The organism is Arthrobacter sp. UNC362MFTsu5.1 (genome assembly GCF_000685965.1).
GTDB lineage: Bacteria > Actinomycetota > Actinomycetes > Actinomycetales > Micrococcaceae > Arthrobacter.
The window spans coordinates 64,529-86,157 of record NZ_JMLE01000003.1; the positions used below are offsets into that span (position 1 = coordinate 64,529).

Sequence of the window (21,629 nt, forward strand, 5' to 3'; positions counted from 1 at the left end):
CGGCATGGGTAGATCTGGTGGATTCGAGAATCGTGGGGCAAGGCCGCCCCACGGCCTCGAGGTGACGAGACTAACACCGGGTTGTTTAGCTGTAAACAAGTTTGCTCATAAACTTCTCGGTTGCGTGCCCGTAACGGGGCAAGCCGGGTGACAATGGAAACTCCTTCGCATAGGAATCAGCGAGACCTGAACTCCGCTATCAGCAAGAGGGGAAAACCATCGAGAAGCACGACCGGCCGAGTCCGCTCACTCCACCTGGGGCTGTCAGGGAACCGCTAACCGGGTCCATAGACCCGGAGAACTTCACGCCAAGACTTCTGGCGTTGCTGTCCAACGCTCTTGTTTGGCGAGAGTCGCAGGAGCTCCGGCGACAATTCCAGCTGGGTACAAATGATTGGCGAGTCATCTCGGCCCTGGCCAGTCGCCCCGGCGCATCAGCAACAGAGGTTACTGAATTTCTCGGACTCAACAAGGCCGTCGTTTCTAAGAGCGTCAACACCTTGCTCGAACGTCAGCTGTTGCTGCTGATCGACGGGCCGCGCGGCTCACGGCCCATGTACCTGACTCAAGCGGGCGCGGAGATGCACGACGCCATGCTTCCCATCTCAATGCGCGGACAAGAGATCATTCTGGCCGATCTCTCCAGCGGCGAGGTCGAGCAACTCAATCTCTTACTGCGGCGCATGCTCGAAAAAGCCCGGGAGCTGCAGCCGCTCGAGAACGAGGCGAACCTCTGAATCGCAGCATGCACCACTAAACGCAAGCCGACGACGGCGGGAGGTCCCGCCGTCGTCCCTCCAGGCCCAGGCGGCAGGAAGAAGCCCCGCTAGACTCGCCTGCATGGGGGAAAACAACGCATCCGGGGACCATGGAATACCGAAGCCGGCCCGAATCTCTGCTGCCATCCTGCCCGTGGTGGGGCTTATTGCGGTGCTGGTGGGTTGCTTCGTGGCATGGAACAACGCCAATGCCACTTTCGGCTGGTTCGCCTACGCTCCGCTGAGCAACGAGGTCTTCACCGGGAACGGCATCGCGTTCGTCAGTCAAGGGACGCAGATCGGCTTGGCGGTCGCAGTCACCGGACTGCTCGTCCTGGCGTTCTGGGCCGGATACAGAATCGGTGGAAACGCCAAGCCGACGAACTGAGCGAACCGTAGCCCTTCCGTTTCGGGGGCAGCTACTAAAATCCGTTCAGCTTCGAGCGCCGCTGCCGGGGACTTTCTGCTGAGATGCGCTCCCGCCAAGCGGGCGCTTGCTGCCCGACGCCGCCCAGGCCCTTGACGGGGCCAGCCGCGGGGCCCTGGCCGGTTCCAACGACCGCGACGACATCAGAGCGCCCAAAATTGTAGCGCAACAATTTTTTGTCCAAAACGCTTGTGACCTGCGTCATTGGAGCGCTACAGTTTTCCTCAGCCCTAGTTTGTATTGACATATGTACGTCAGAACATGAGGGATTTCTGGTCACTCCACCTGCATCAGTCCAACGAAGAACTTTCAGGAGAAGCACATGAACAAACTCGCCAAGACCGCCGCCATCAGCGCCGTGGCCGCCCTCGCACTCGCCGGTTGCTCGGCAGCAGGGGCCGGCACGGAATCGGGCAGCGCGGGCAAGGAAAAGATCGGCATTGCCCTCCCGGCCGGCAACCAGACCTTCTGGACGGGATGGCAGAACGCAGCCCGCGACGCCGCCGCGAAGCTCGGGGTGGAAGCCTCCTTCTCCGACGCGAAGGGTGACGCCAACACCCAGAACGACCAGGTCAACAGCCTGCTCGTCGGCGGCGCGAAGGGCATCATCATCGCTTCCGTGGACCCCAAGGCCAACGCCTCGGTGGCCCAGGCGGCCTCCGACGCCGACGCCGTCCTGATCACCGGCAACCGCACCCTGGAAGTTCCGTACGGCGGGCTGGAGGGCGCCAACCCCCGCGTCCACGTCGGCTTCAACGACGTCGCCATCGGCAAGATGCAGGGCGAACTGGTGGTCCAGGCCTGCAAGGACATCAACCCCTGCCAGGTAGTGCTGCAGGAAGGAACTCTGGGGTCCACCCCGCAGATCGAACGGTCGGCGGGCCTCATGGAAGGCATCAAGGGGGCAGCCAACGTCAAGATCATCGACAAGCAGTCCAACGACTTCGACCCCACCAAAGCGGTCGAGGTCACCCAGACCCTCCTGCAGAAGCACCCCAAGGTGGACATCATGCTGGCCCAGACTGACCCGGAGGCCGTCGCCGCCGCCCGAGTCATCAAGGAGCAGGGCCGCCAGGACGGCATCAAGGTGATCGGCATCGGGGGAAGCATCGAAGGCACCGCGGCAGTGCAGTCCGGTGAACTGTACGGAACCGTCTGGGTGTCCGCGAAGCAGGACGCCACTGCCGCCGTCGAAACGCTGGTGAAGATCCTCCGCAAGGAACAGGTCACGACGGCGACGCTTGGCGACCGCCCCACCGTTGAGGTTTCCGCCGTCAAGGTGACGAAGGAAAACGTCGGCCAGTACCCGGGCGAGTGGTGACACCCGTGCCTGCCACAACAGAAACACCCCGTGTGTCGGCGAAGGGCATCCGTAAGCTCTTCGCCGGCGTGCCGGCCCTCAAGGGAATCGATCTTGACCTGTACGCCGGTGAAGTAGTCGGCCTGCTCGGCGAAAACGGCGCAGGCAAATCGACTCTGATCAAGGTTCTCTCCGGCGTCTACCGGCCCGACGGCGGCACCATCGTCATCAACGGCACGGACACCCACTTCAAGGAACCCTCCGAGGCCCTCGCCGCCGGCATCGCCACCGTTCACCAGCACTCCATGCTGGCGGACAACCTCACCGTCGCCGAGAACCTGGTGCTGGGCAAGGAACCCGGCACCAAGGGCGCGAACTTCTGGATCCGCAAGCGCGAAACCCTGCGCCGGGCCCAGGAACTCGTGGACCGCTCCGGCATCGAGCTGCCCCTCAAAACCCTGGCCGGCGACCTCACCGTTGCCCAGCGCCAGCGGGTCGAGATCCTCAAGGCCTCCAGCGAGGCGGGAACCTTGATCATCCTGGATGAGCCCACGGCGGCCCTGAACCCGGACGAAGTGGACGAACTGTTCGACGTCATCCGCAAGCTCAAAGCCCAGGGGATCCCCGTGCTTTATGTGAGCCACCGGCTTGATGAAATCCCCCGGATCTGTGACCGCGTGGTGGTGCTGCGTGACGGGTCCTACGCCGGTGAACTGGACAAGGAACACTCCGTGCCGGATGAAATCATCCCGCTGCTGGTGGGCCGCCAGATCACTGACCTGTTCCCCGAGCTGCCGGAAGTCCGTCCCGAGCCGGTCCTGGAAGTTAGGGGTGTGTCCGGGAAGCGGGCCCGCGATGTCAGCTTCACCGTCCACGCCGGTGAAATCCTCGGCATTACCGGCGCCATCGGCGCGGGCCAGCGGAACATTGCACGCATCATCTTCGGTGCGGACAACGGCCGCGGAACCATGACGCTGAAGGGCAAGGCGCTCCCGCACGGGCGGCCCGACCTCGCGACGGCGGCCGGGATCGGGTACGTGTCCGGAGACCGCAAAACGGACGGACTGATCCCGTCCCTGTCTGTCTGGCGGAACGCCACGCTGGTCAAGGCCCACGGCCTGGGCCGTCTGGGGATCATCAACCCCCGGGCGGAGAAGAAGATCGGCTTGGACCTGATCCGCAAATTCGACGTACGGTCGGCCAGCCCCAACCAGGAGATCGTCACCCTCAGCGGCGGCAACCAGCAAAAGGCCCTCCTGGCCCGCTGGGCAGCCATCTCCCCGAAGCTGCTGATCCTGGACGAGCCCACGCTCGGCGTCGACGTCGGTGCACGCCGGGAAATCTACGACCAGATCGTGGAGCTGACCGCAACGGGCATGGCCGTCATCATCGTCTCGGCGGATCAGGCCGAGCTGCAGGGCATGAGCCACCGGGTCCTCGTCTTTGACGAAGGCCGCGTCGTGGCGGAAATGAGTGGCAAGGACGCCACGGAAGAAGCCGTTCTCCGGGCCCGCATGGCGGCCGAAGAACACCTCAAGCAGGGAGCAAAGCAATGACCATCCAATCCACGGCACCCGCTGCCACACCAACCGGGGCGCAGCTGCCAAAGTCGTCCTCCCGGCCTAACTGGACCAAGCAGATTCGTCCCGTTCTTCGCCGCAACGGCCTCATTATTTTCTTCGGCGTCCTGCTGCTGGTCTTTGCGGCGGTCCGTCCGGAGTTCCTGTCCGAGGGCAACATCCGCAACATCCTCCTCAGCGCGTCCGTGATCGGCATCCTGGCCATCGGCCAGACCGTGGTGATGCTCACCGGCGGGTTCGACCTCGCCGTCGCCCGCACCGCCGTCGTCGCCGGAATGGTGGTTGGTCTGGTGAGTCCCCTCGGGATGTTCCCGGCCATCGCCCTGGCCGTACTGTCCTCCATCATTGTTGGACTGGTCAGCGGAACCCTGATCTCCAGGGCCAAGGTCAACCCGTTCGTCGTCACCCTGGGCATGTACACGATCCTGACGTCCGTGGCACTGCTGATCAACGACGGCGGCTCCGTCAGCAAGCTTCCGGGCTGGCTCACCGGCTTGACGTCGCTGAAGATCATGGGCGTTTCCAGCATCGTGTTCTGGTTCATCGGCATCGCCATCGCAGCCCACATCGTCCTCGCCCACACGCGCTTCGGACGCCACATCTACGCAGTGGGCGGAAACTTCGAGGCCAGCCGGCTGGCGGGCATCAAGGTCAACAAGGTCCTGACCATCGCCTACATTGTCTGCGCCCTGTGCGCCGGCATCGCCGGCATCCTCCTGACCGCCCGGCTCCAGACTGCCTCCCCGGTGGCCCTCCCGGGAGCCGAACTGGATGCGATCGCCGCGGTTATCATTGGCGGCACCCGGCTCAGCGGTGGCTTTGGATCCGTCCCGCGGACCATCGTCGGAGTCCTCATTCTCGCGTCACTGTCCAGCGGCCTTGTGCTCCTCGGGGTCGCTGCCTACTGGCAGGGCATGGTCAAGGGCGCAGTCATCATCCTTGCGGTCGCCGTCGACGTTATCTTCAACAAACGGAACTAAACACGCTGGTGCCGGCGGCAACACGGCCGCCGGCACCACCTCTCCCAACCACCGGAACGCTGGACCAAGGAGCCACCCCATGCCGTCCCTGGACCTGCGTGTCGACCGCAATTCGCCCGTCCCGCTCTACCGGCAGGTGGCATCGGGCATAGAAGCCGCCATCCACGACGGGCGCCTGGCCCGGGGTCAGCGGCTGGAGAGCGAACTCGCCCTCGCCGCAACGCTGCGGCTTTCCCGGCCCACCATGCGCCAGGCCATGGACGAGCTTGTCCGCCAGGGACTGCTGGTCCGCAAACGAGGCGTAGGAACGCAGGTGGTTGCCGGTCCCATCCGCCGCGCCATTGATCTCACGAGCCTTTTTGACGACCTCACGGGCAGCGGGCGCACACCGGCGACGGAAGTCATCTCCTTCTCGCACGGGCCGGCCGCACCACAGATCCAGGAAACCCTCCAGCTTCCGCCCCGGTCCTCCGTCTACCACGTCATCAGGCTCCGCTCCGTTGGCGGGGAGCCGCTTTCCCTGATGGAGAACTGGATCGCTGGCACCATCCCCTGCATCACCCCGGCGCTCCTCGAGGTGAATGGCTGTACGGACTCCTGCGCGGGGCCGGCATCAATCTGCGGGTCGCGAGCCAGAGCATCGGCGCCACCACATCGGACGCGCGGCAGGCCGGGCTCCTGGGTGTCACCCCGGGCAGCGCCCTCGTCACCATGCAGCGCACAGCGTCCGACGACAACGGCCGCGCCATCGAAACCGGCCGGCATCTCTACCGGGCCGACTCGTACACCTTCGACGTGACGCTTGTTCAGCGGTGATTAACTATCCGTCCTGAGGGGCGGCGCTGGTGAACCTGATGATGCGGTTCTACGAGATTGATGCGGGGCGGATAACGCTCGACGGCGTGGATGTCACCTCGGTTTCTCGGCGCGAGCTGCGCTCGCGGATGGGCATGGTGCTGCAGGATACGTGGCTGTTCGGCGGGACGATCCGGGACAACATCGCGTACAGCCGGCCCGATGCGACCGAGGCGGAGATCCTGGAGGCGGCGCGGGCGACGTATGTGGACCGGTTCGTGCGGTCGCTGCCCGAGGGGTACGACACGGTGCTGGAGGCCGAGGGTTCTAACGTTTCGGCTGGTGAGAAGCAGTTGCTGACGATTGCCCGGGCTTTCCTGGCTCGGCCATCGGTGCTGATCTTGGACGAGGCGACTTCTTCAGTGGATACCCGCACCGAGGTACTGGTGCAGAAGGCGATGAGCGCTTTGGGGTCCGACCAGACGAGCTTTGTGATCGCGTACCGCCTGTCCACGGTCCGCGACGCCGACCTCATCCTGGTGATGGAGGCGGGGCAGATTGTGGGGCAGGGGACACATACGTCCTTGTTGGCTGCGGGCGGGGATTACTCGGCGCTGTATGCCGCGCAGTTCGCGGCTTCTGTGGCGGAGGCTTAAAGTTCGATGCGAACTAACCCAGCGTTCTGGTCAAAACACCGTGTTTCAATAAGGCAGCATTCCAGGCCTCGCTGCGGAGTTTCGTCCATGGCCGATCAATATGAGACAGGTATGCCAGCCAGCCCTCAACATGGTTTATGAATGAGAGGACCGAATCAAATCGTCGCTTCACTGAGTAGTCCACGGGGCCGTACTTGGATACTGCGTGGATGTACAGATCGACCATTCGTCGGTGCTCAGGAAGGATTCCGACACCATCGTCTGATATCAGCATCCCTAGGACGATTTTTCGTGATCCAGGAGGAATGATCTTTGTCTTCTGAGCATGTAGCGCGAGTCCCGAGGCAGTAACAATTTTGCGGATTTCCTTGATAAACTGGCGGGCACGCTCACGATCGAGACTTCCTGGGCTGGAAAACGTCATGTCGTCGGAGTATCGGGTGTAGATCAAGTAATTACTTGCTGCAAAGTCGGAGAGAGCATCGTCAAGTCCGAGAGTGCAGGCGTTGGCTAGAGCACCGCTCGTTGGAGATCCTTGTGGTAAGTGACCTAATCCAACTCGTCGATATGGTGTCGTCAAAGAGTTCCCCTGCTGCTCTTTAGGCTCGTATGTCCCGTCGACTTGGGCGGGCCCGCGCCATGTGCAGAGACGGGCGAGCTCAAATGACAGCAGGGACGAGTATCCGAGGCTAAGAAATACGCGATAGACGTCCTTCTCGGAAATAGTCGGAAAATAGTTGTGGATGTCCGCCTTTATCATCCAAGCAGCTCCTGCGTGACGCTCGGCACATTCTCTAGCCGTCACCTTACGAAAGTATGCAAAGTTATTCACATGACGCTGCACGTGAACCAGGATCTCGTGGAGAATCCAGCGTTGAACGTGCATTAGCGATTCATGCGGTGAAAGTAGGTCCCTAAACCCGCCTGTGTTCTTGGGAATGCGCATTGCCCTATAGGCGTGAGCGTTATTTCGAATGACACCACGAAGATACCCATAGTCAACACCCGTAGTGGTTGCTAAGTGCTTTAGAGAATAAACTACCGGGGCGCCGGTTCGTCGCAGATTCTCCCGGCGACTCATCATTGCATTGGCCAGATCCACTTGGAGTCCGCCCTCGGAGACTTGGGCCCAACTGAGGTGATTCCCCCTACTCACCTACTTTGAACCTCCCCGGAGGGGTGGTTCGGTTTTCCTCGTCGAGACTTCGAGGAGGGAAACCGAACCATCGCCTCCGAATCGATGGTTTGTCCAACGATTGCAGAGTGCTGCAACCTGGCACACAGGGTGCCCGAGCCTGTCCATTTGACAGGCTTCATCACTAGGAGTTTCACGAGCGTCACCTCAGCTGGGTCGGTTTGTACCATACAGGAGGATGAGGTTCGTGTTTGTATTTGGGCTTTGCCACGCCCCGATGTTGAGCTCGACGCAGCTCATTCCGGCCTCTTTTAGTTAATTTGTTGTCTAGAGTGATGCAGTCGAGGGCTATGAGTGTACTACGCAGTTGCGCTATGCCTTCGGGATCGAGCCCCAGCATGGCGAAGACCTGATCCTCCGACATTCCGTACTCGAGTAGATAAAGTGCGGCTAGAGCCCTAAGCCCTTTAACCGGTCGCGTCTTCTGTCCGAGTTGAGTGGCCAGATCGTCCGCGCCCAGGTTTCGCAAAGTTGTTACCAGGGAGGGTTGTGGCCTGTAGACGGGTAAATCACTACGAAGGTCATGCGGAAATTCTCTATCTGCGAAGATTCCCGGGGGTTGACCATTTTTTCGAATGAGGATTTGTGGGAGATTATTTGGGACTCTCCAGTTCGTCAGGTATAGCCCGAAACTGTTCTTATATCCTAAAGGTGAGTTATTGTCATTCGGATCTGCATAATCGATGCAAAGTCTGAAGATTTTGTCGCGTTCTTTCTTGCTCCAATTTGCTGAGTCGGCAGATTTTGCAAAAATCTTACTGCTGAACTCGACGTTTCCCTGGGCGCGGACTCGGTGTGCTGCACCTATGCTGGAGGCGTATGTTAGGACGTGAAGTCGTAGTAGTCCTAACGAAATCCAGCTTGCAATTGTGCGGTTCGCTCTGAATGTTTGTACGTACTTTGCGGCTTGCTTGCCGCTACCGCTGTAGTCTGTTATTAGGCAAATTGTCCGAACTTTCAATTCTCGCAGTGCATCAAGTGGGAGCTCGGGTGACAGGAAGACTCGCGGGCTGGTTGTCACAAGTGTTCTAATGAGGCTTCCTACATCGGCTTCGCTCCCCGGTAGCACTGAAAACATCGAACCCGGATCGAATGTTCGGTACGCAATATGCTCCGATTCTTCGGAGTCCAGTTCATCTAGATCCTCAATCGATCGAATTGGGACGAGAAGAATGGGGACAGCACTATTGTCGTTAGCGATGGCGCGTATCTGCTCGCCTAAGGAGCTGAGGATGTCGACGTGGTCGTGAATCTCGAGACTGTCTATGAGAAGTGCAGCCGTCGTTTGGTCGTCTGTCGGAAAAGTTTCAATCCATTGCTTGCCGAGTACTGTCGTTGAGGGTTTCAAATGCACGCTGCCTTCTTCCTGTAATGGCTACCCTAGATGAATTGGGCGACCAGTGGAAGACGAGAACCGTACGAGTCGCGGGCAGTTATACAGCAACAGAATCTCGGCGCCGATATGGCCTAATCCCGATTCGTATACGTCATGCGCAGTGGCCTTAGTTTCTGGTTCTGGCTTGCAGTTGTTCCCCGTGTTCGCGTAGCACTGCCGATTGATTACTTCGGTTTCTCGAGGCGTTCTCTCTGCTTAGGGCACCGGCGAGACGTGGAAAATCTGTATGGACTGCCGCCCTACTGTCTAGGAGATCGGGGCTCCATATTGCTGAAGGAGATTCGGCGTCGTGATCTGTCGATTGAAGCCTGGAAGTTCTTCAATCTGCTCAGGGCTTGTCTGTGATCCAAGGGCGTATAAACGAGGATGTCGCCACCGTCAGGGAGTGATTTGTGGATCACTTTGCAACACAGCGACCGTTGCATCCGCACTAAAGAATCTGGCGGCTTAAGCCTAGGTTCCATGAATAAGTTATCAATGTCGCATGATTGAAACTAAGGTGTCGGCAGCATTCTGAGTGTCATCGACGTCTATAGTCCTTGCGCCTTTTTCAAGCGGGCGTAGCAATTCTTCAAGTCGGTCGGCGTTTTCGACCTGCGAGTAGGAACAGAATGCAACGAAGCTTCGAATTTTCCCCGCTCTTTCGACCGCGTCTAACCTAGCCTTGAAGTCGAGCACTGAAGTCATCCGTGTGATGCTGACGGCATCCATTACGTGCAGCTGGCCGTTCTGATAGCCAAAATCGAACTCAACATCTACCCTTTCCCCAGTATCAGTCCACTTGGCGGGTACGCGAACGTGTTCCTGAGGTTCAATCTGCGCTAGTTCGAATACCTGCCGTATTCTGGCGTGAAATTTCTCAGACGGGCTGAGCTGCTTAGGTTCCTCCACCAGTTCTGAGTACAGGCGGTGCAATATGACGGTGGCGCTTTCATCAGTTTCAAATATCTCACCCGCAAGCTCGGTAAAGAAGTTTCCGGGTTTGCTGACGTTTAGGCGCTCGACGTCGCTCCAACGATTGGAATCGGCTTTACGGCGGTAATACTCCACCCAAGACGTGTAAACGTCCTTTTGGAGGTGGATGCTGCGAATCTTTTGACCATTGACTAGGCCGGGCTTTTCTTCGCCTACAAATTTCAGCAGCCAGCCGTTGGACGTTTCAAGCGCAAGCCCCACGTTTCGGGGTTCGCGACGTCGGGGATCGGCCATGTATTTAATGAGATGCCACTTCATGCCCATGACCTTCCTTCTCCCGTATCCTCTAGTTGAATCATTCTTCCTCCGAAGAGGTGAACAGGTCTATAGGCTGGTTGGGGGGCTGAGCGTCCTCCCCCCGACGTATGGACTCCAGCGGATTCTCCGTCAGCCTAAGACTCGTGGTAACCAACGCGCCTATTGTCGCAGCCCGTACTGACAAAAAGCGTTGGTAGGCCTCAGCCTCCGGCCTCGTGATCAGTCCTCGAGACCAGGCTTCCTCGCAGGCTCGTGTTGCGAGGGGTTTTCCATGTGTACGAACTGAAAGTAGCCACGGTAGTACTTCCAGGGAGCTCACAGATAGGCCCTCCATGGCATGCAAAGGCGTGATGCTCTCATGGGACCCGCGGAGGACTTTCGCTGGGTCTGCCGAACTTCCACAAAAAGCCTGTTCGTGATCGATGGCCCAAAGGCCAACGCTGTCATGCCAAATAAGGTTCTCGTCAGTTCGGTCCGTGTTGTGAATCCACGTGTCAAAGACACTGATACCCGCCAAAACGTGGGGCGACCTTTGTAGCAAAACACTCATATCAGGGGGAGCGAATGCTTCGCCATCGCTGCCTATATGAGCGACCGCCCAAGCAAAGCGTTCATCGTCCAACTGAGCCACTTCTCCGAAAGGAACTGGGATTCCCATTCCGTTGGCGAGACGCGCCGCCAAGAACTCATGTGCGACGAGACGCGGGGCGTCGCTATCTTGGATCTTGACATAGGATTTGCTGCTACCGATCCAGATGTCTTTTGTTCCGAACTCAGGACGCGCAGATATTTCCGTAACGCGAAGGCCTGGCTTTACACGTCGAACCACTGATCCATACCTCTCATCTGAGCGTCCCCGAAAAAATTTGCGTGAGCGTGCATCCGGCAGAGATGACATTGGCTTTGATGCTAGCCGTGGCTTCCTGAAGCCCCTGTGCAGTTTACCGGTACTGCGACGAGGGGCCGGGACAGAAGACGGGGACCTCGGCCACGCGCTGCTGCCAACTTCATCTGTCCGGTCGGCGTCGTCACCATGGAAGTGTGCTGGCGAGTTTCCCCTTCCAACAGCCCGGGCATCAACACCGCCATGACTGAAGTTCGTCACGCATGTGGGCCACAATCAATACGGCAACCAGCAGGGCGCTCAGCTTGCCACTTTCACCCATCAGATGGTCCCCACGCGGGTAACAACGAAAAGGCGGAGTGCCACCGTGACAACAACGGAGCCCTCAACCCTCGAGCGCTGGACAAGCTGCCAAGGTGTACTCCAGCAAGCCTGCTAAGAGCCTGGGCGCCAGCACGCCGGTCGAGTCCTAGGAAATCTTGCACTGTCTACGCGAGAAAGTCGCTTCAGCAGTACGACGGTGCCTGCTTCCCGCTGCGGCGCTGCGGTGCACCGGCGGAGATTACCCAGAACTGCCCGCCACCCTCTCGTAGTACACGGAAACACGGCGCAATGTTCGGGCCCCCGCCGTAGTCTGTTTAGATGCCTCGTTTTGCGCTTGATATTGAGTCCGTCCCCCGTCCTGCCCGCGCCCAGGCGCTCCTGGACGCAGTGAACCACCGGGTCGTTATTGCCGATGGTGCGATGGGCACCATGCTGCAGGGCAGGGACCTCTCGCTGGAGGACGACTTCCTCGGCCTGGAGGGCTGCAACGAGATCCTCAACCACACCCGGCCGGATGTCCTCGCGGACATCCACGACGCGTACTTCGCCACAGGCATCGACGCCGTCGAGACCAACACCTTCGGCGCGAACTGGTCCAACCTCTCCGACTACGGCATCGACGACCGGATCGAAGAACTCGCCCGCAAGGGCGCGGAGATCGCCCGGGACCGCGCAGAAGCGGCAGAAAAAACCGACGGGCGGATGCGCTGGGTTCTGGGCTCGATGGGCCCGGGCACCAAGCTCCCCAGCCTCGGCCACACCAGCTACGACTACCTGAAGCAGACCTTCGCCCTGCAGGCCGAGGGCCTCATCGACGGGGGAGCGGATGCCTTCCTCATCGAAACCAGCCAGGACCTCCTGCAGACCAAAGCGGCAGTCAACGGCTGCAAGCAGGCCATCGTCACCCGCGGCGTCCGGCTCCCCATCTTCGTTGAGGTGACCGTCGAAACCACCGGAACCATGCTGATGGGCTCCGAGATCGGCGCCGCGCTCACCGCCCTCGAGCCGCTCGGCGTCGACGCCATCGGCCTGAACTGCGCCACCGGCCCGGACGAGATGAGCGAGCACCTCCGCCACCTCTCCAAGCAGTCCTCCGTCGCCATCGCCTGCATGCCCAACGCCGGCCTGCCCGTCCTCGGCCCCAACGGCGCGCACTACCCGCTCTCACCCACCGAACTCGCCACCGCGCACGAGCAGTTCGTGCGCGAATTCGGCCTGGGCCTGGTGGGCGGCTGCTGCGGTACGACGCCGGAGCACATGGCCGCCGTCGTCGAACGCCTTGCGCCCTTGCGCGAGAGTGCCGCCGTCACCAGCGGCGGGAGGGGCGCCGACGGCAGCCGCCTTCCCACCGAACGTGAAGCCGGCATCGCTTCCCTCTACCACCACGTGAACTTCGACCAGGAGTCCGCGTACCTCGCCATCGGCGAGCGGACCAACGCGAACGGTTCCAAGGCCTTCCGCCAGGCGATGCTGGACGAGCGCTGGGACGACTGCGTGGACATCGCCCGCGAGCAGGTCCGCGTCGGTGCGCACCTGCTCGATGTGTGCATCGACTACGTGGGGCGCGACGGCGTGGCCGACATCAAGGAGGTCGTCTCGCGTTTCGCGTCGGCCTCCACCCTCCCGCTCGTCATCGACTCCACCGAACCGCCCGTCCTCCGGGCCGGGCTCGAACTCATCGGCGGACGCCCGGTGGTCAACTCCGTCAACTACGAGGACGGCGACGGCCCGGACAGCCGCTTCGCGCGCATCATGCCGCTCGTGAAGGAACACGGCACCGCCGTCATCGCCCTGACCATCGACGAGCAGGGCCAGGCACGCACCACCGAGGGCAAAGTGGCCATCGCCTCGCGCCTCGTCGACGCCCTGGTGGGCGAATGGGGGATGCGCGTCGAGGACATCATCGTCGACGCCCTGACCTTCCCCATCGCCACCGGCCAGGAAGAAACCCGCCGGGACGGCATCGAAACCATCGAGGCCATCCGCCAGATCACCGCCAAGTACCCCGGCATCAACACCACCCTCGGCGTCTCCAACGTCTCCTTCGGCCTGAACCCGGCAGCGCGCATGGCCCTGAACTCGGTGTTCCTGCACGAGGCCGTGCAGGCGGGCCTGACCAGCGGCATCATCGACGCCGCCAAGATCGTGCCGCTCGCTTCCCTGCCGGAGGAGCAGCGCAAGGTGGCCCTGGACCTCGTCTGGGACCGCCGCGAATACGACGCCGACGGCAACGTCACCTACGACCCCCTCAACATCATGCTGGACATGTTCGCCGGCGTCGACACTGCAGCGCTGAAGGACCAGCGCGCCGCGGAACTCGCGGCGCTGCCCACCGGCGAACGCCTGCAGCGGCGCATCATCGACGGCGAAGGCAAGGGCCTCGAAGAGGACCTCGACCTCGCACGCAGCGAGGGCATGACCCCGCTCGGCATCATCAACGACCAGCTGCTCGAAGGCATGAAGGTCGTCGGTGAGCGCTTCGGCGCCGGCGAGATGCAGCTGCCCTTCGTGCTGCAGTCCGCCGAGGTGATGAAGAACGCGGTGGCCCTGCTCGAGCCGCACATGGAAAAGTCGGATTCGTCCGGCAAGGGCACCATGGTGATCGCCACCGTCCGCGGCGACGTGCACGACATCGGCAAGAACCTGGTGGACATCATCCTCACCAACAACGGCTACAAAGTGGTCAACATCGGCATCAAGCAGGGGATCGCCGAGATCATGGCGGCAGCCGAGGAACACAACGCCGACGTGATCGGCATGTCCGGCCTGCTGGTGAAATCCACCGTGGTGATGAAGGAGAACCTCGCCGAACTCCAGTCCCGTGGCCTTGCGAAGAAGTGGCCCATCATCCTCGGCGGCGCAGCCCTGACCCGCGCCTATGTGGAGCAGGACCTGGCGGAGCAGTTTGAAGGAACCGTCCGGTACGCCAAGGACGCGTTTGAGGGCCTGTCCCTTATGGAACCGCTGGTGCAGGTGGCCCGCGGCGCCGACCCCGACGCCGTCGGCCTCCCGCCGCTGAAGAAGCGTATCCATAAGGGCGGGCCGAAGTTCACGGTGACTGAGCCGGAAGCGATGCCCGGCCGGTCCGACGTCGTGTCCGACAACCACGTGCCGTCGCCGCCGTTCTGGGGCACCCGCATTGTGCGCGGCGTCTCGCTCCACGACTACTCCACCTTTCTCGACGAACGCGCCACCTTCATGGGGCAGTGGGGGCTCAAGCCCGGCCGCGGCGAGGACGGCGCCTCCTACGAGGAACTGGTGGAGCGCGAGGGCCGGCCGCGCCTGCGGTACTGGCTGGACCGCATCCTCGGCGAGGGAATGCTGGACGCGTCCGTCGCGTACGGCTACTTCCCGGTGGTCTCCGAGGGGGAACAGGTGGTGGTGCTCCACCACGGTACGGATTCCGACGGCGTTCTCGGCACCGCGGGCCTGCTCGCCCCCGACGGCGGCTCAGGCGGCCCGATCGGCACCGAGCGGCTGCGTTTCGACTTCCCGCGCCAGCGCCGCGACCGGCACCTGTGCCTGGCCGACTTTGTGCGCTCGCGCGAATCCGGGCAGGTGGATGTCCTGCCGGTGCAGCTGGTCACCGCCGGCTCGAAGATCGACGAGGTGACCGGCGAGCTGTTCAAGGGAAACCACTACCGCGACTACTACGAGCTCAACGGCCTGGTCATGCAGCTCACCGAGGCGCTCGCGGAGTTCTGGCATGCGCGCATCCGCTCCGAGCTGGGCTTCGCTTCCGAGGAGCCGAAGGACAAGGCCGGCCTGTTCAAGCTCGACTACCGCGGTGCCCGGTTCTCGCTCGGCTACCCCGCGTGCCCGGATATGGAGGACCGCCGCAAGGTCACCGAGCTCCTGAAACCCGAACGGATGGGCGTGGTGCTCAGCGATGAGCTGATGCTGCACCCCGAGCAGTCCACCGACGCGTTCGTGTTCCACCACCCGGAGGCGAAGTACTTCAAGGTGTGAGTTGGAGCCGGTTTCAGCAGGAACAAAGGCCTAAGCTTCCCCTATGGGAATTATCATCACACTGCTTATCATCTGGCTTGTCCTGTCGATCCTCGGCTTCGTGGTGAAGGGCCTGCTGTGGCTGGCATTCATCGGCCTGATCCTGTTCGTGGCCACGGCCGTGTGGGGCTGGTTCAAGCGGAAGACTAACGCCTGATCTCTTCCAGATCAGATACGACGGCGGGTAGGTCCTTGGTGGCCTGCCCGCCGTTGTCGTAGGACCGCCGCAAGGTCACCGAACTGCTGCGACCGGAACGCATGGACGTCATCCGCCCGGCGGAAACCCTGTTGGGACAGGAGTTATCGCCGGGCGGATGGTGTCTGTGGTGCGGGGTGTCGGGGACCTGTCAGTCCGCGCGGACCGTGCTGGGATCGACGTTCCGGGCGGCGAAGATCAGCAAGCCGGACGCCAGGATGGGGAGGACGCCCCACCAGAGGGTGGCGTTGATCCAGCCGGCTCCGGAAGCGAGGGCGGCGGTAATGAGCAGGCCGCCGATGATCGCCCCGACCTGGCCGGAGGCGTTGATGATGGAACTGCCCGTTGCCCGGGTGTGGACGGGGAAGCTTTCGCCGGTGAAGAACAGCAGGGCGGAGAAGGGCCCGATGAGGAAGAACAGCCCGGCGCTGTACAGCCCGATGATGAGCGGGAAGTTCCCGTTCGGGGCCTGGAGCATGGTGAAGAAGGAGACGGCGCACAGGATCCAGCCGATCCCGATCGCGTTGCGGCGCCCGATCCGGTCACCGAGCCAGCCGTGGAACAGGTAGCCGGCGAAGGCGGTGGCATTGGAGATAATGAGAATCAGCAGCGCGTTATCGAACTCGAGGTTCTTGCCGTCCGGTGCCGTGAGCAGCGACGTGCCGAGGATCGCGAATGCAAGCACGCCCAGCCAGTTCAGGAGGAAGGCACCGCCGATCGTCAGCGTGGACCGCAGCGATTCTCCGCGGAAGACCGAGACCAGCGGGCTGGCCTTCTCCGAGACATCAATCCCGTATTTCTCCCCGAGCTGCTGGGCCTCTTCCGTCCGGCCGTCCTTGATCATCTTGTCGATCTGGTGACGGTGGGCAAACTGGGGGCTTTCTTTGAGCCAGCGTCCGGCGAAGACGATGAAGACGGCGGGCAGGGCGGCCACGGCGAAGCAGAGCGCCCACCCGCCAACGGGGAACAGCAGGTAGACGGACCCGGCGGCCAGGACGGAGCCGACCGGCCAGCCGGACTGGACGAGTGAGAAGATGAGACCGCGGCGGCGTGCCTTGGCGGGATCGCTGTTGTGGGCGAACATCTCGTTGAGGTATGCCGCGTTGATGGACTGTTCGGCGTAGCCGAGGCCGGCCAGTGAACGCACGAGGACCAGGAAGACGAGTCCAATGCCGGCAGCGAGGCCCACAACCCAGCCGACCGTGGCGGTCAGCAGGGAGGCGACGGCGGCACCGACGACGGCGATCAGGATGCCCTTGCGCCGGCCGATCCGGTCGACGATCGGGCCTATCCCGAAGGCCACGAGCGCGGTCCCTGCCGTCACCCAGGTATTGATCCCCGTGGACTGGGCCGCGCTCCAGCCGAGGTCTGCGGCCAACATCGGCAGGAGGTTGCCGAACAGGACAAAGTCGTAGACGGCGAAGGTCCAGGCGAAGAAGCAAATCCAAGTGGCCAGCCGGACGTCCTTGGGCGTGACATCAGACTCGACAAATTGAAGGGTTGGGGCAGTGGTCATAGCGGTTCCTAATTCACGGGGATAGGTGGGCGGTGTGATGAGTAGGGAACGAAGGGGCGGCCTGGAGCCAGCGTCGCTAGCTGGCTCCAGGCCGCCCCCCTTGCTGCTGCTTTGGATCAGATTGCGGAACTGAGCTCGGAGACGAATACCTCGCGGCGTTCGGCGGTGGACTTCAGATCGACAGTGAGCTGGCCGTTGACCTCCTTGAGGACCACGCCGTAGTCACGGGCGGCTGCCTCGGCGGTTGTGAAGCCGTCCAGGACGTCTTCGAGGACCTTCAGGGGGTCCCGCCGCTGGGGGTCACCGAAGCCGCCACCGCTGGGCACGGTGATCTGGAGGGAGTCGCCGGCCAGCAGCTGACGACCGGTGACTTTGGACGGCCAGGACTCCTCGCCCTCCCGGCCGGGGTTTTTCACGAGCGAGCCGTTGAGGCCCTCGTGGCCGCCGAACGCGCCCCACGGTACGTCCGACTCGTGGCGTTCACCCTCGCAGGTGATCGCGGTGTCCGTCAGGAAGGTGTTCTCCCGGACGATGCCGATGCCGCCGCGGAACTCGCCGGCCGCCGCCGGCTCGGAGCGCAGTTCGTAGCGGTCGGTGCGCATCGGGAACCGCCACTCGAGCTCCTCGATCGGGTTGTTGCGGGTGTTGGCGATGAGGTTGTCCACGGAGTCCGGCCCGTCGCTGGTTGCGCGGGCGCCGTACGAGCCCTCGTTGACCTCGAGGTAGACCCAGTACTCGCCCTGTTTCTCGTCCCATCCGGAGTAGGAGATGAAGTGGATGTGGGCGGAGTTGCCGGCGGTGACGCGGTCGGGGATGACAGGGGCCAGGGCCCGCAAAGCCAAATCGACGGCACGTTGTACTTGGGAGAACCGGGAGAAGGTTGCGGCCGGGTACGTCGGGTTGAAGATGGTGCCTTCCGGGGCGATCACCTTCAGGGGCTTGAGCATGCCCTCGTTCTGGGGCACGAACACCGGGAAGGCGACCTCATCCAGGAACATCATGCGGGTGATGAACGTGAATGCCGAGACTGTGGTGCCCTCGAAGGCGCAGTTGTAGGCGGTCGGCACCTGTTCGGAAGAGCCGGTGAGGTCGTAGGTAATCTCGTCACCCTCGACGATCACCTTCACGACGATCGGCAGCTTCTTGCCATAGTTGCGGCCGTCGTCGTCCAGGTAGCCGACCTCGGTCTCGTAGACGCCGTCCGGGATCTTGGCGATTTCCTGGCGCAGCATTCGCTCCGAGTAGTCGATCCAGCTCTGGCCGGCCTCGCGGACCGCGCCGAAGCCGTAGCGCTCAATGAGGGCGATGTAGCGGGACTTGGCCAGCTCGCAGGCGGCGATCATCGCCTGGAAGTCGCCCTCGTTGGAGGTGGGTGTCCGGGTGTTGTTGAGAATGTGCCGGATCAGCGATTCCTGGCGGACGCCCTTCTCGGCAATCTTCACCGCCCGGAAGATGGTGCCTTCGGACTGGATGTCCTGAATGTCCACCATCAGTCCGGAGTACGCGCCGCCGTTATCGATCAGCTGGCCCGAGGCTCCGGCGAAGCCGACGAGTTCCCCGTCGTGGAAGATCGGTTCGATGATCGCCACGTCAGGGGAGTGCGTGGCCCCCAAGTAAGGATCGTTGTGCAGGATGACGTCACCGTCGTGGATGTCGTCGCCCAGGACCGAGATCACGCCCTTGACGATCTTGGGCATGGAGCCCATGAACATGGGCGTGGAGTCGGACTCGGCCAGCACGTTGCCGTCCCTGTCGAAAAGCCCTGCACCGAGGTCCTCGGACTCGCGGATGATCGAGGAATAGGCCATTCGGAACAGCACCGAGGCCATTTCCTTGGCCGCCGAGTTCAGAGCGCCCCCGATCACGCGCATCAGGATCGGCGTGGCCAGTTTCTCGGCACTCTGGGTCGCGGCCGGGCAGTCGATGACGAGGTTGCCGGCTGCGTCCACCGCTCCGGAGAATCCCGGAGGAATAACGGTGGTGGAGTCGTACTGTTCGATGATGGCGGGACCGGTGAAGGTAATTCCCACGCCCATCCTGTCGCGGTCGTAGAACCTGGTGTCCAGGGTCACCGGCTTGCCGTCCTGTTCGAAGGTCACCGGACGGGTTTCCACCAGGGCGTCTTTGAGGGAACCGGACTTGATCGCCTCCGGCGTGGGCAGGTCATCCATCACGGCGCTGGCCTCCACACGGATGTTGATGACCTCCACGGTGCCGTTCTTGAAACGGTGACCGTACTCCTCAAAGTGGGCATCGTGGAAGGCTGCCTCGGCCTTTTCCAGCCAGGCTTCGTTGACTGGTCCTGCGGGGGCGGCGAAGCGGATCTCGTACCCCTGGCCCTCGTAGCGCGCGTCCGCGAGCCATTCAAGCTTGCGGCGTTCGGCCGGCACGTCCTCGGCATCCAGCTGGGCATTGGCCTCGCGTTCCAACTGCTCGAAGGAGGCCTGGATGGCGGCGGGGTTGGCGTGGGCGAACGTGAACCGGCTGGTGGCGACGAACTCGTACTTCTCGTCGGTAGCCAACAGGCCGGTGGCAGCCATGATGCCGGGGTGGGCGGGGATCAGCACCTTCGGGACCTCCAGCTCCGCGGCGATCTCGCAGGCGAACAGTGCGCCGGCACCGCCGGCAGCGACGAGGGTGAAGTCGCGCGGGTCGTAGCCCCGGCGCACGGAGTTCTGCTCGATCGCCTGGGTCATGCCGAACTTCTGGATCTGCAGCGCGCCGAGGGCCGCCTGGTCCACCGACATGTTGAGCTTTTCTGCCAGACCTTCCATGGCCTTTCGGGCGCCATCAAGGTCCATATCCATACCTGAGCCTGCCAGAACGCGGTCAGGACGCATGCGGCCCAGCAGCACCTGGGCGTCGGTCGATGTGGGCTCCGACCCGCCGCGGCCGTAGCAGACCGGGCCCGGGACGGCGCCTGCAGATTGCGGACCCACGCGGAAGACACCGCCAGCGTCGACGTAGGCGATGGAACCGCCGCCGGCACCAATGGTGTCGATGTCCACCATGGGGACCATGGCCTGGTGATCGCCGATCTTGGTGTCCAGCAGGTGACGCATGCGCAGTTCACCCTTATAAGCCACACCGATGTCCGCCGACGTACCGCCGATGTCCAGGGTGACAACGTTCTCGAAGCCGGACTGGCGGCCGGCCCACATGCCGCCGATCAGGCCGCCGACCGGTCCGGACATCATCAGCGTCACCGGGCGCTTGGCGGCCTCCTTGATCGGAACCATACCGCCGGAGGACTGCATCAGCAGGATCTCCCGCTTGTAGCCCAATCCTTCGGCCTGCTCCTGCAAGCGGTGCAGGTAACGCGAGACCCGCGGCCCGACATAGGCATTGAGCGCCGTGGTGGAGAACCGCTCATACTCCCGGTAAAGGGGCACGATCTCGCTGGACAGGGACAGGTAAGCCTCGGGGAACTCCTCCGCGACGATTTCCCCGATCCGCTGCTCGTGGGCGGAATTCAGGTACGAGTGCAGCAGGCAAACGGCGATGGCCTCGACTCCGGCAGCCTTCAGCTCGCGCACGCGCTCACGAACCTCATCTTCGTCCAGGGGAACCAGGACGTCGCCGTTGGGTGCCGTGATGCGCTCCTTGACCGTGAGCCGATGACGGCGCTTGATCAGGGGCTTGGTCTGCCACGGCAGTTCCTGCTGGAGGGAAAAGTTGTACGGCTTCTTGTGCCGGGCGATGTGCAGGATGTCACGGAAACCCTCGGTAGTGATCATCCCGACCTCCGCACCGGTATGCGTCAGCGCGGTGTTCGTCGCCACCGTGGTCCCGTGCACCAGCTGGTCAATCTCCGCAAGCGAGACACCGGCCTTCTCGCAGAGCTTCTTGATGCCGGAGATAACGGCTTCGGACGGATCGTGCGGGGTGGACGGGACCTTCTCCACAACGGCAATGCGCTGGGCGTCGTCTGAAAAATACAAGTCGGTGAAGGTGCCGCCGACGTCTACTCCGATGCGCTTCATGCTGGGGTCCTTTCGGAAGTGAGGCTCAGGACTGCGTTGAAGGGAAGCCTGGGGCGGGCCTTTCGGCCATTGGCAACCCTCGTTCGGAGTCCGCTGGGTTAGACCGCAAATTTATGTGCCATAGGTCACAAGTTGCTTAGTAAGCAATGTAGTTCCCGTGGAAGCAACAAGCAATGGTTGATGGTTCTTTTTTTCAGGCGGCCCCCTCCGCTTGCGGGCCGTATGCCGGGAGTGGTAAAAGGTCGACCCCCACTCGCCTTTGGATAGATCGCCTTGCTCCGAGTTCATGCTTTTGGAAGGCGCCGGCCCCTGGATCCCATGGGGGCGCGGGGCCTGGAAGCGAATTCCGGCAAATCTCAGAAGGGGGTTGTGCGTTGCGCAAACAGCAACTACTGTGATGACACAGCAACAAAATGTGGACAGGGAAAGCCCGGTCCC

The 21,629-nt window shown here is 62.3% G+C and carries 13 protein-coding genes and 2 pseudogenes; 9 read left to right on the top strand and 6 right to left on the bottom strand.

What is annotated here, in order from left to right; translation table 11 throughout:
• Nucleotides 1-323: 323 nt before the first annotated feature.
• From BS38_RS26400 to BS38_RS0104650, 7 genes and pseudogenes are all read left to right on the top strand, one after another.
• Nucleotides 324-737, top strand: a complete 414-nt coding sequence (locus BS38_RS26400; protein WP_051628725.1) for a MarR family winged helix-turn-helix transcriptional regulator — start codon at nt 324-326, stop codon at nt 735-737.
• 103 nt (nt 738-840) lie between these two features.
• Nucleotides 841-1,146: a hypothetical protein gene (locus BS38_RS0104620; RefSeq protein ID WP_028269729.1), complete on the top strand. Its 306-nt coding sequence runs from the start codon at nt 841-843 to the stop codon at nt 1,144-1,146.
• Between the two features lie 361 nt (nt 1,147-1,507).
• Nucleotides 1,508-2,506: a sugar ABC transporter substrate-binding protein gene (locus BS38_RS0104630; RefSeq protein WP_028269731.1), complete on the top strand. Its 999-nt coding sequence runs from the start codon at nt 1,508-1,510 to the stop codon at nt 2,504-2,506.
• Between the two features lie 5 nt (nt 2,507-2,511).
• A complete protein-coding gene (locus BS38_RS24385) occupies nt 2,512-4,041 on the top strand; it encodes a sugar ABC transporter ATP-binding protein (protein ID WP_043437748.1) in 1,530 nt (509 codons plus the stop codon).
• Nucleotides 4,038-5,045 carry an ABC transporter permease gene (locus BS38_RS0104640; RefSeq protein WP_081818812.1) on the top strand — a complete coding sequence of 336 codons (1,008 nt, stop codon included), beginning with the start codon at nt 4,038-4,040 and terminating at the stop codon, nt 5,043-5,045. The genes BS38_RS24385 and BS38_RS0104640 overlap by 4 nt, the downstream gene beginning before the upstream one ends.
• 79 nt (nt 5,046-5,124) lie before the next feature.
• Nucleotides 5,125-5,861, top strand: a pseudogene (locus BS38_RS24390) (GntR family transcriptional regulator).
• Between the two features lie 26 nt (nt 5,862-5,887).
• Nucleotides 5,888-6,496, top strand: a pseudogene (locus BS38_RS0104650) (ABC transporter ATP-binding protein); the annotation flags it as partial.
• 13 nt (nt 6,497-6,509) lie between these two features.
• Here the strand turns inward: BS38_RS0104650 and BS38_RS26640 are convergent.
• The 4 genes from BS38_RS26640 to BS38_RS27935 form a co-directional block, all read right to left on the bottom strand.
• Nucleotides 6,510-7,580, bottom strand: coding sequence for a reverse transcriptase family protein (locus tag BS38_RS26640; RefSeq protein WP_331280044.1), 1,071 nt, complete (start codon nt 7,578-7,580; stop codon nt 6,510-6,512).
• Nucleotides 7,581-7,833: 253 nt separating this feature from the next.
• Entirely contained in the window at nt 7,834-9,045 is a 1,212-nt protein-coding gene (locus tag BS38_RS27020) for a phosphoribosyltransferase-like protein (RefSeq protein ID WP_156037064.1), read from the bottom strand.
• Between the two features lie 516 nt (nt 9,046-9,561).
• Nucleotides 9,562-10,320 carry a hypothetical protein gene (locus BS38_RS0104655; RefSeq protein WP_156037065.1) on the bottom strand — a complete coding sequence of 253 codons (759 nt, stop codon included), beginning with the start codon at nt 10,318-10,320 and terminating at the stop codon, nt 9,562-9,564.
• Between the two features lie 37 nt (nt 10,321-10,357).
• Nucleotides 10,358-11,218, bottom strand: coding sequence for a HipA family kinase (locus BS38_RS27935; protein ID WP_442853333.1), 861 nt, complete (start codon nt 11,216-11,218; stop codon nt 10,358-10,360).
• A gap of 588 nt (nt 11,219-11,806) precedes the next feature.
• On the opposite strand from BS38_RS27935, the gene metH reads away from it, so the two are divergent.
• Both metH and BS38_RS27025 read left to right on the top strand, forming a co-directional pair.
• The gene (gene metH, locus BS38_RS0104660) at nt 11,807-15,457 is read left to right on the top strand and encodes a methionine synthase (RefSeq protein ID WP_028269735.1); all 3,651 of its coding nucleotides are present in this window, start codon (nt 11,807-11,809) and stop codon (nt 15,455-15,457) included.
• Between the two features lie 43 nt (nt 15,458-15,500).
• Nucleotides 15,501-15,653, top strand: a complete 153-nt coding sequence (locus BS38_RS27025; RefSeq protein ID WP_028269736.1) for an LPXTG cell wall anchor domain-containing protein — start codon at nt 15,501-15,503, stop codon at nt 15,651-15,653.
• Between the two features lie 190 nt (nt 15,654-15,843).
• Here BS38_RS27025 and BS38_RS0104670 read toward each other — a convergent pair whose 3' ends face one another.
• Together BS38_RS0104670 and BS38_RS0104675 are read right to left on the bottom strand one after the other, a co-directional pair.
• Nucleotides 15,844-17,208: an MFS transporter gene (locus BS38_RS0104670; RefSeq protein ID WP_028269737.1), complete on the bottom strand. Its 1,365-nt coding sequence runs from the start codon at nt 17,206-17,208 to the stop codon at nt 15,844-15,846.
• 116 nt (nt 17,209-17,324) lie between these two features.
• The gene (locus BS38_RS0104675; RefSeq protein WP_028269738.1) at nt 17,325-21,191 is read right to left on the bottom strand and encodes a hydantoinase B/oxoprolinase family protein; all 3,867 of its coding nucleotides are present in this window, start codon (nt 21,189-21,191) and stop codon (nt 17,325-17,327) included.
• Nucleotides 21,192-21,629 lie beyond the last annotated feature (438 nt).

Bases quoted from the DNA above. Each gene is read 5' to 3' on its own strand.
- BS38_RS26640 (WP_331280044.1), bottom strand. From the start codon at position 7,580: ATGATGAGTCGCCGGGAGAATCTGCGACGAACCGGCGCCCCGGTAGTT.
- BS38_RS27935 (WP_442853333.1), bottom strand. From the start codon at position 11,218: ATGTCATCTCTGCCGGATGCACGCTCACGCAAATTTTTTCGGGGACGC.
- BS38_RS27025 (WP_028269736.1), top strand. From the start codon at position 15,501: ATGGGAATTATCATCACACTGCTTATCATCTGGCTTGTCCTGTCGATC.
- BS38_RS0104630 (WP_028269731.1), top strand. From the start codon at position 1,508: ATGAACAAACTCGCCAAGACCGCCGCCATCAGCGCCGTGGCCGCCCTC.
- BS38_RS0104620 (WP_028269729.1), top strand. From the start codon at position 841: ATGGGGGAAAACAACGCATCCGGGGACCATGGAATACCGAAGCCGGCC.
- BS38_RS0104670 (WP_028269737.1), bottom strand. From the start codon at position 17,208: ATGACCACTGCCCCAACCCTTCAATTTGTCGAGTCTGATGTCACGCCC.
- metH (WP_028269735.1), top strand. From the start codon at position 11,807: ATGCCTCGTTTTGCGCTTGATATTGAGTCCGTCCCCCGTCCTGCCCGC.
- BS38_RS0104640 (WP_081818812.1), top strand. From the start codon at position 4,038: ATGACCATCCAATCCACGGCACCCGCTGCCACACCAACCGGGGCGCAG.
- BS38_RS0104655 (WP_156037065.1), bottom strand. From the start codon at position 10,320: ATGAAGTGGCATCTCATTAAATACATGGCCGATCCCCGACGTCGCGAA.
- BS38_RS0104675 (WP_028269738.1), bottom strand. From the start codon at position 21,191: ATGAAGCGCATCGGAGTAGACGTCGGCGGCACCTTCACCGACTTGTAT.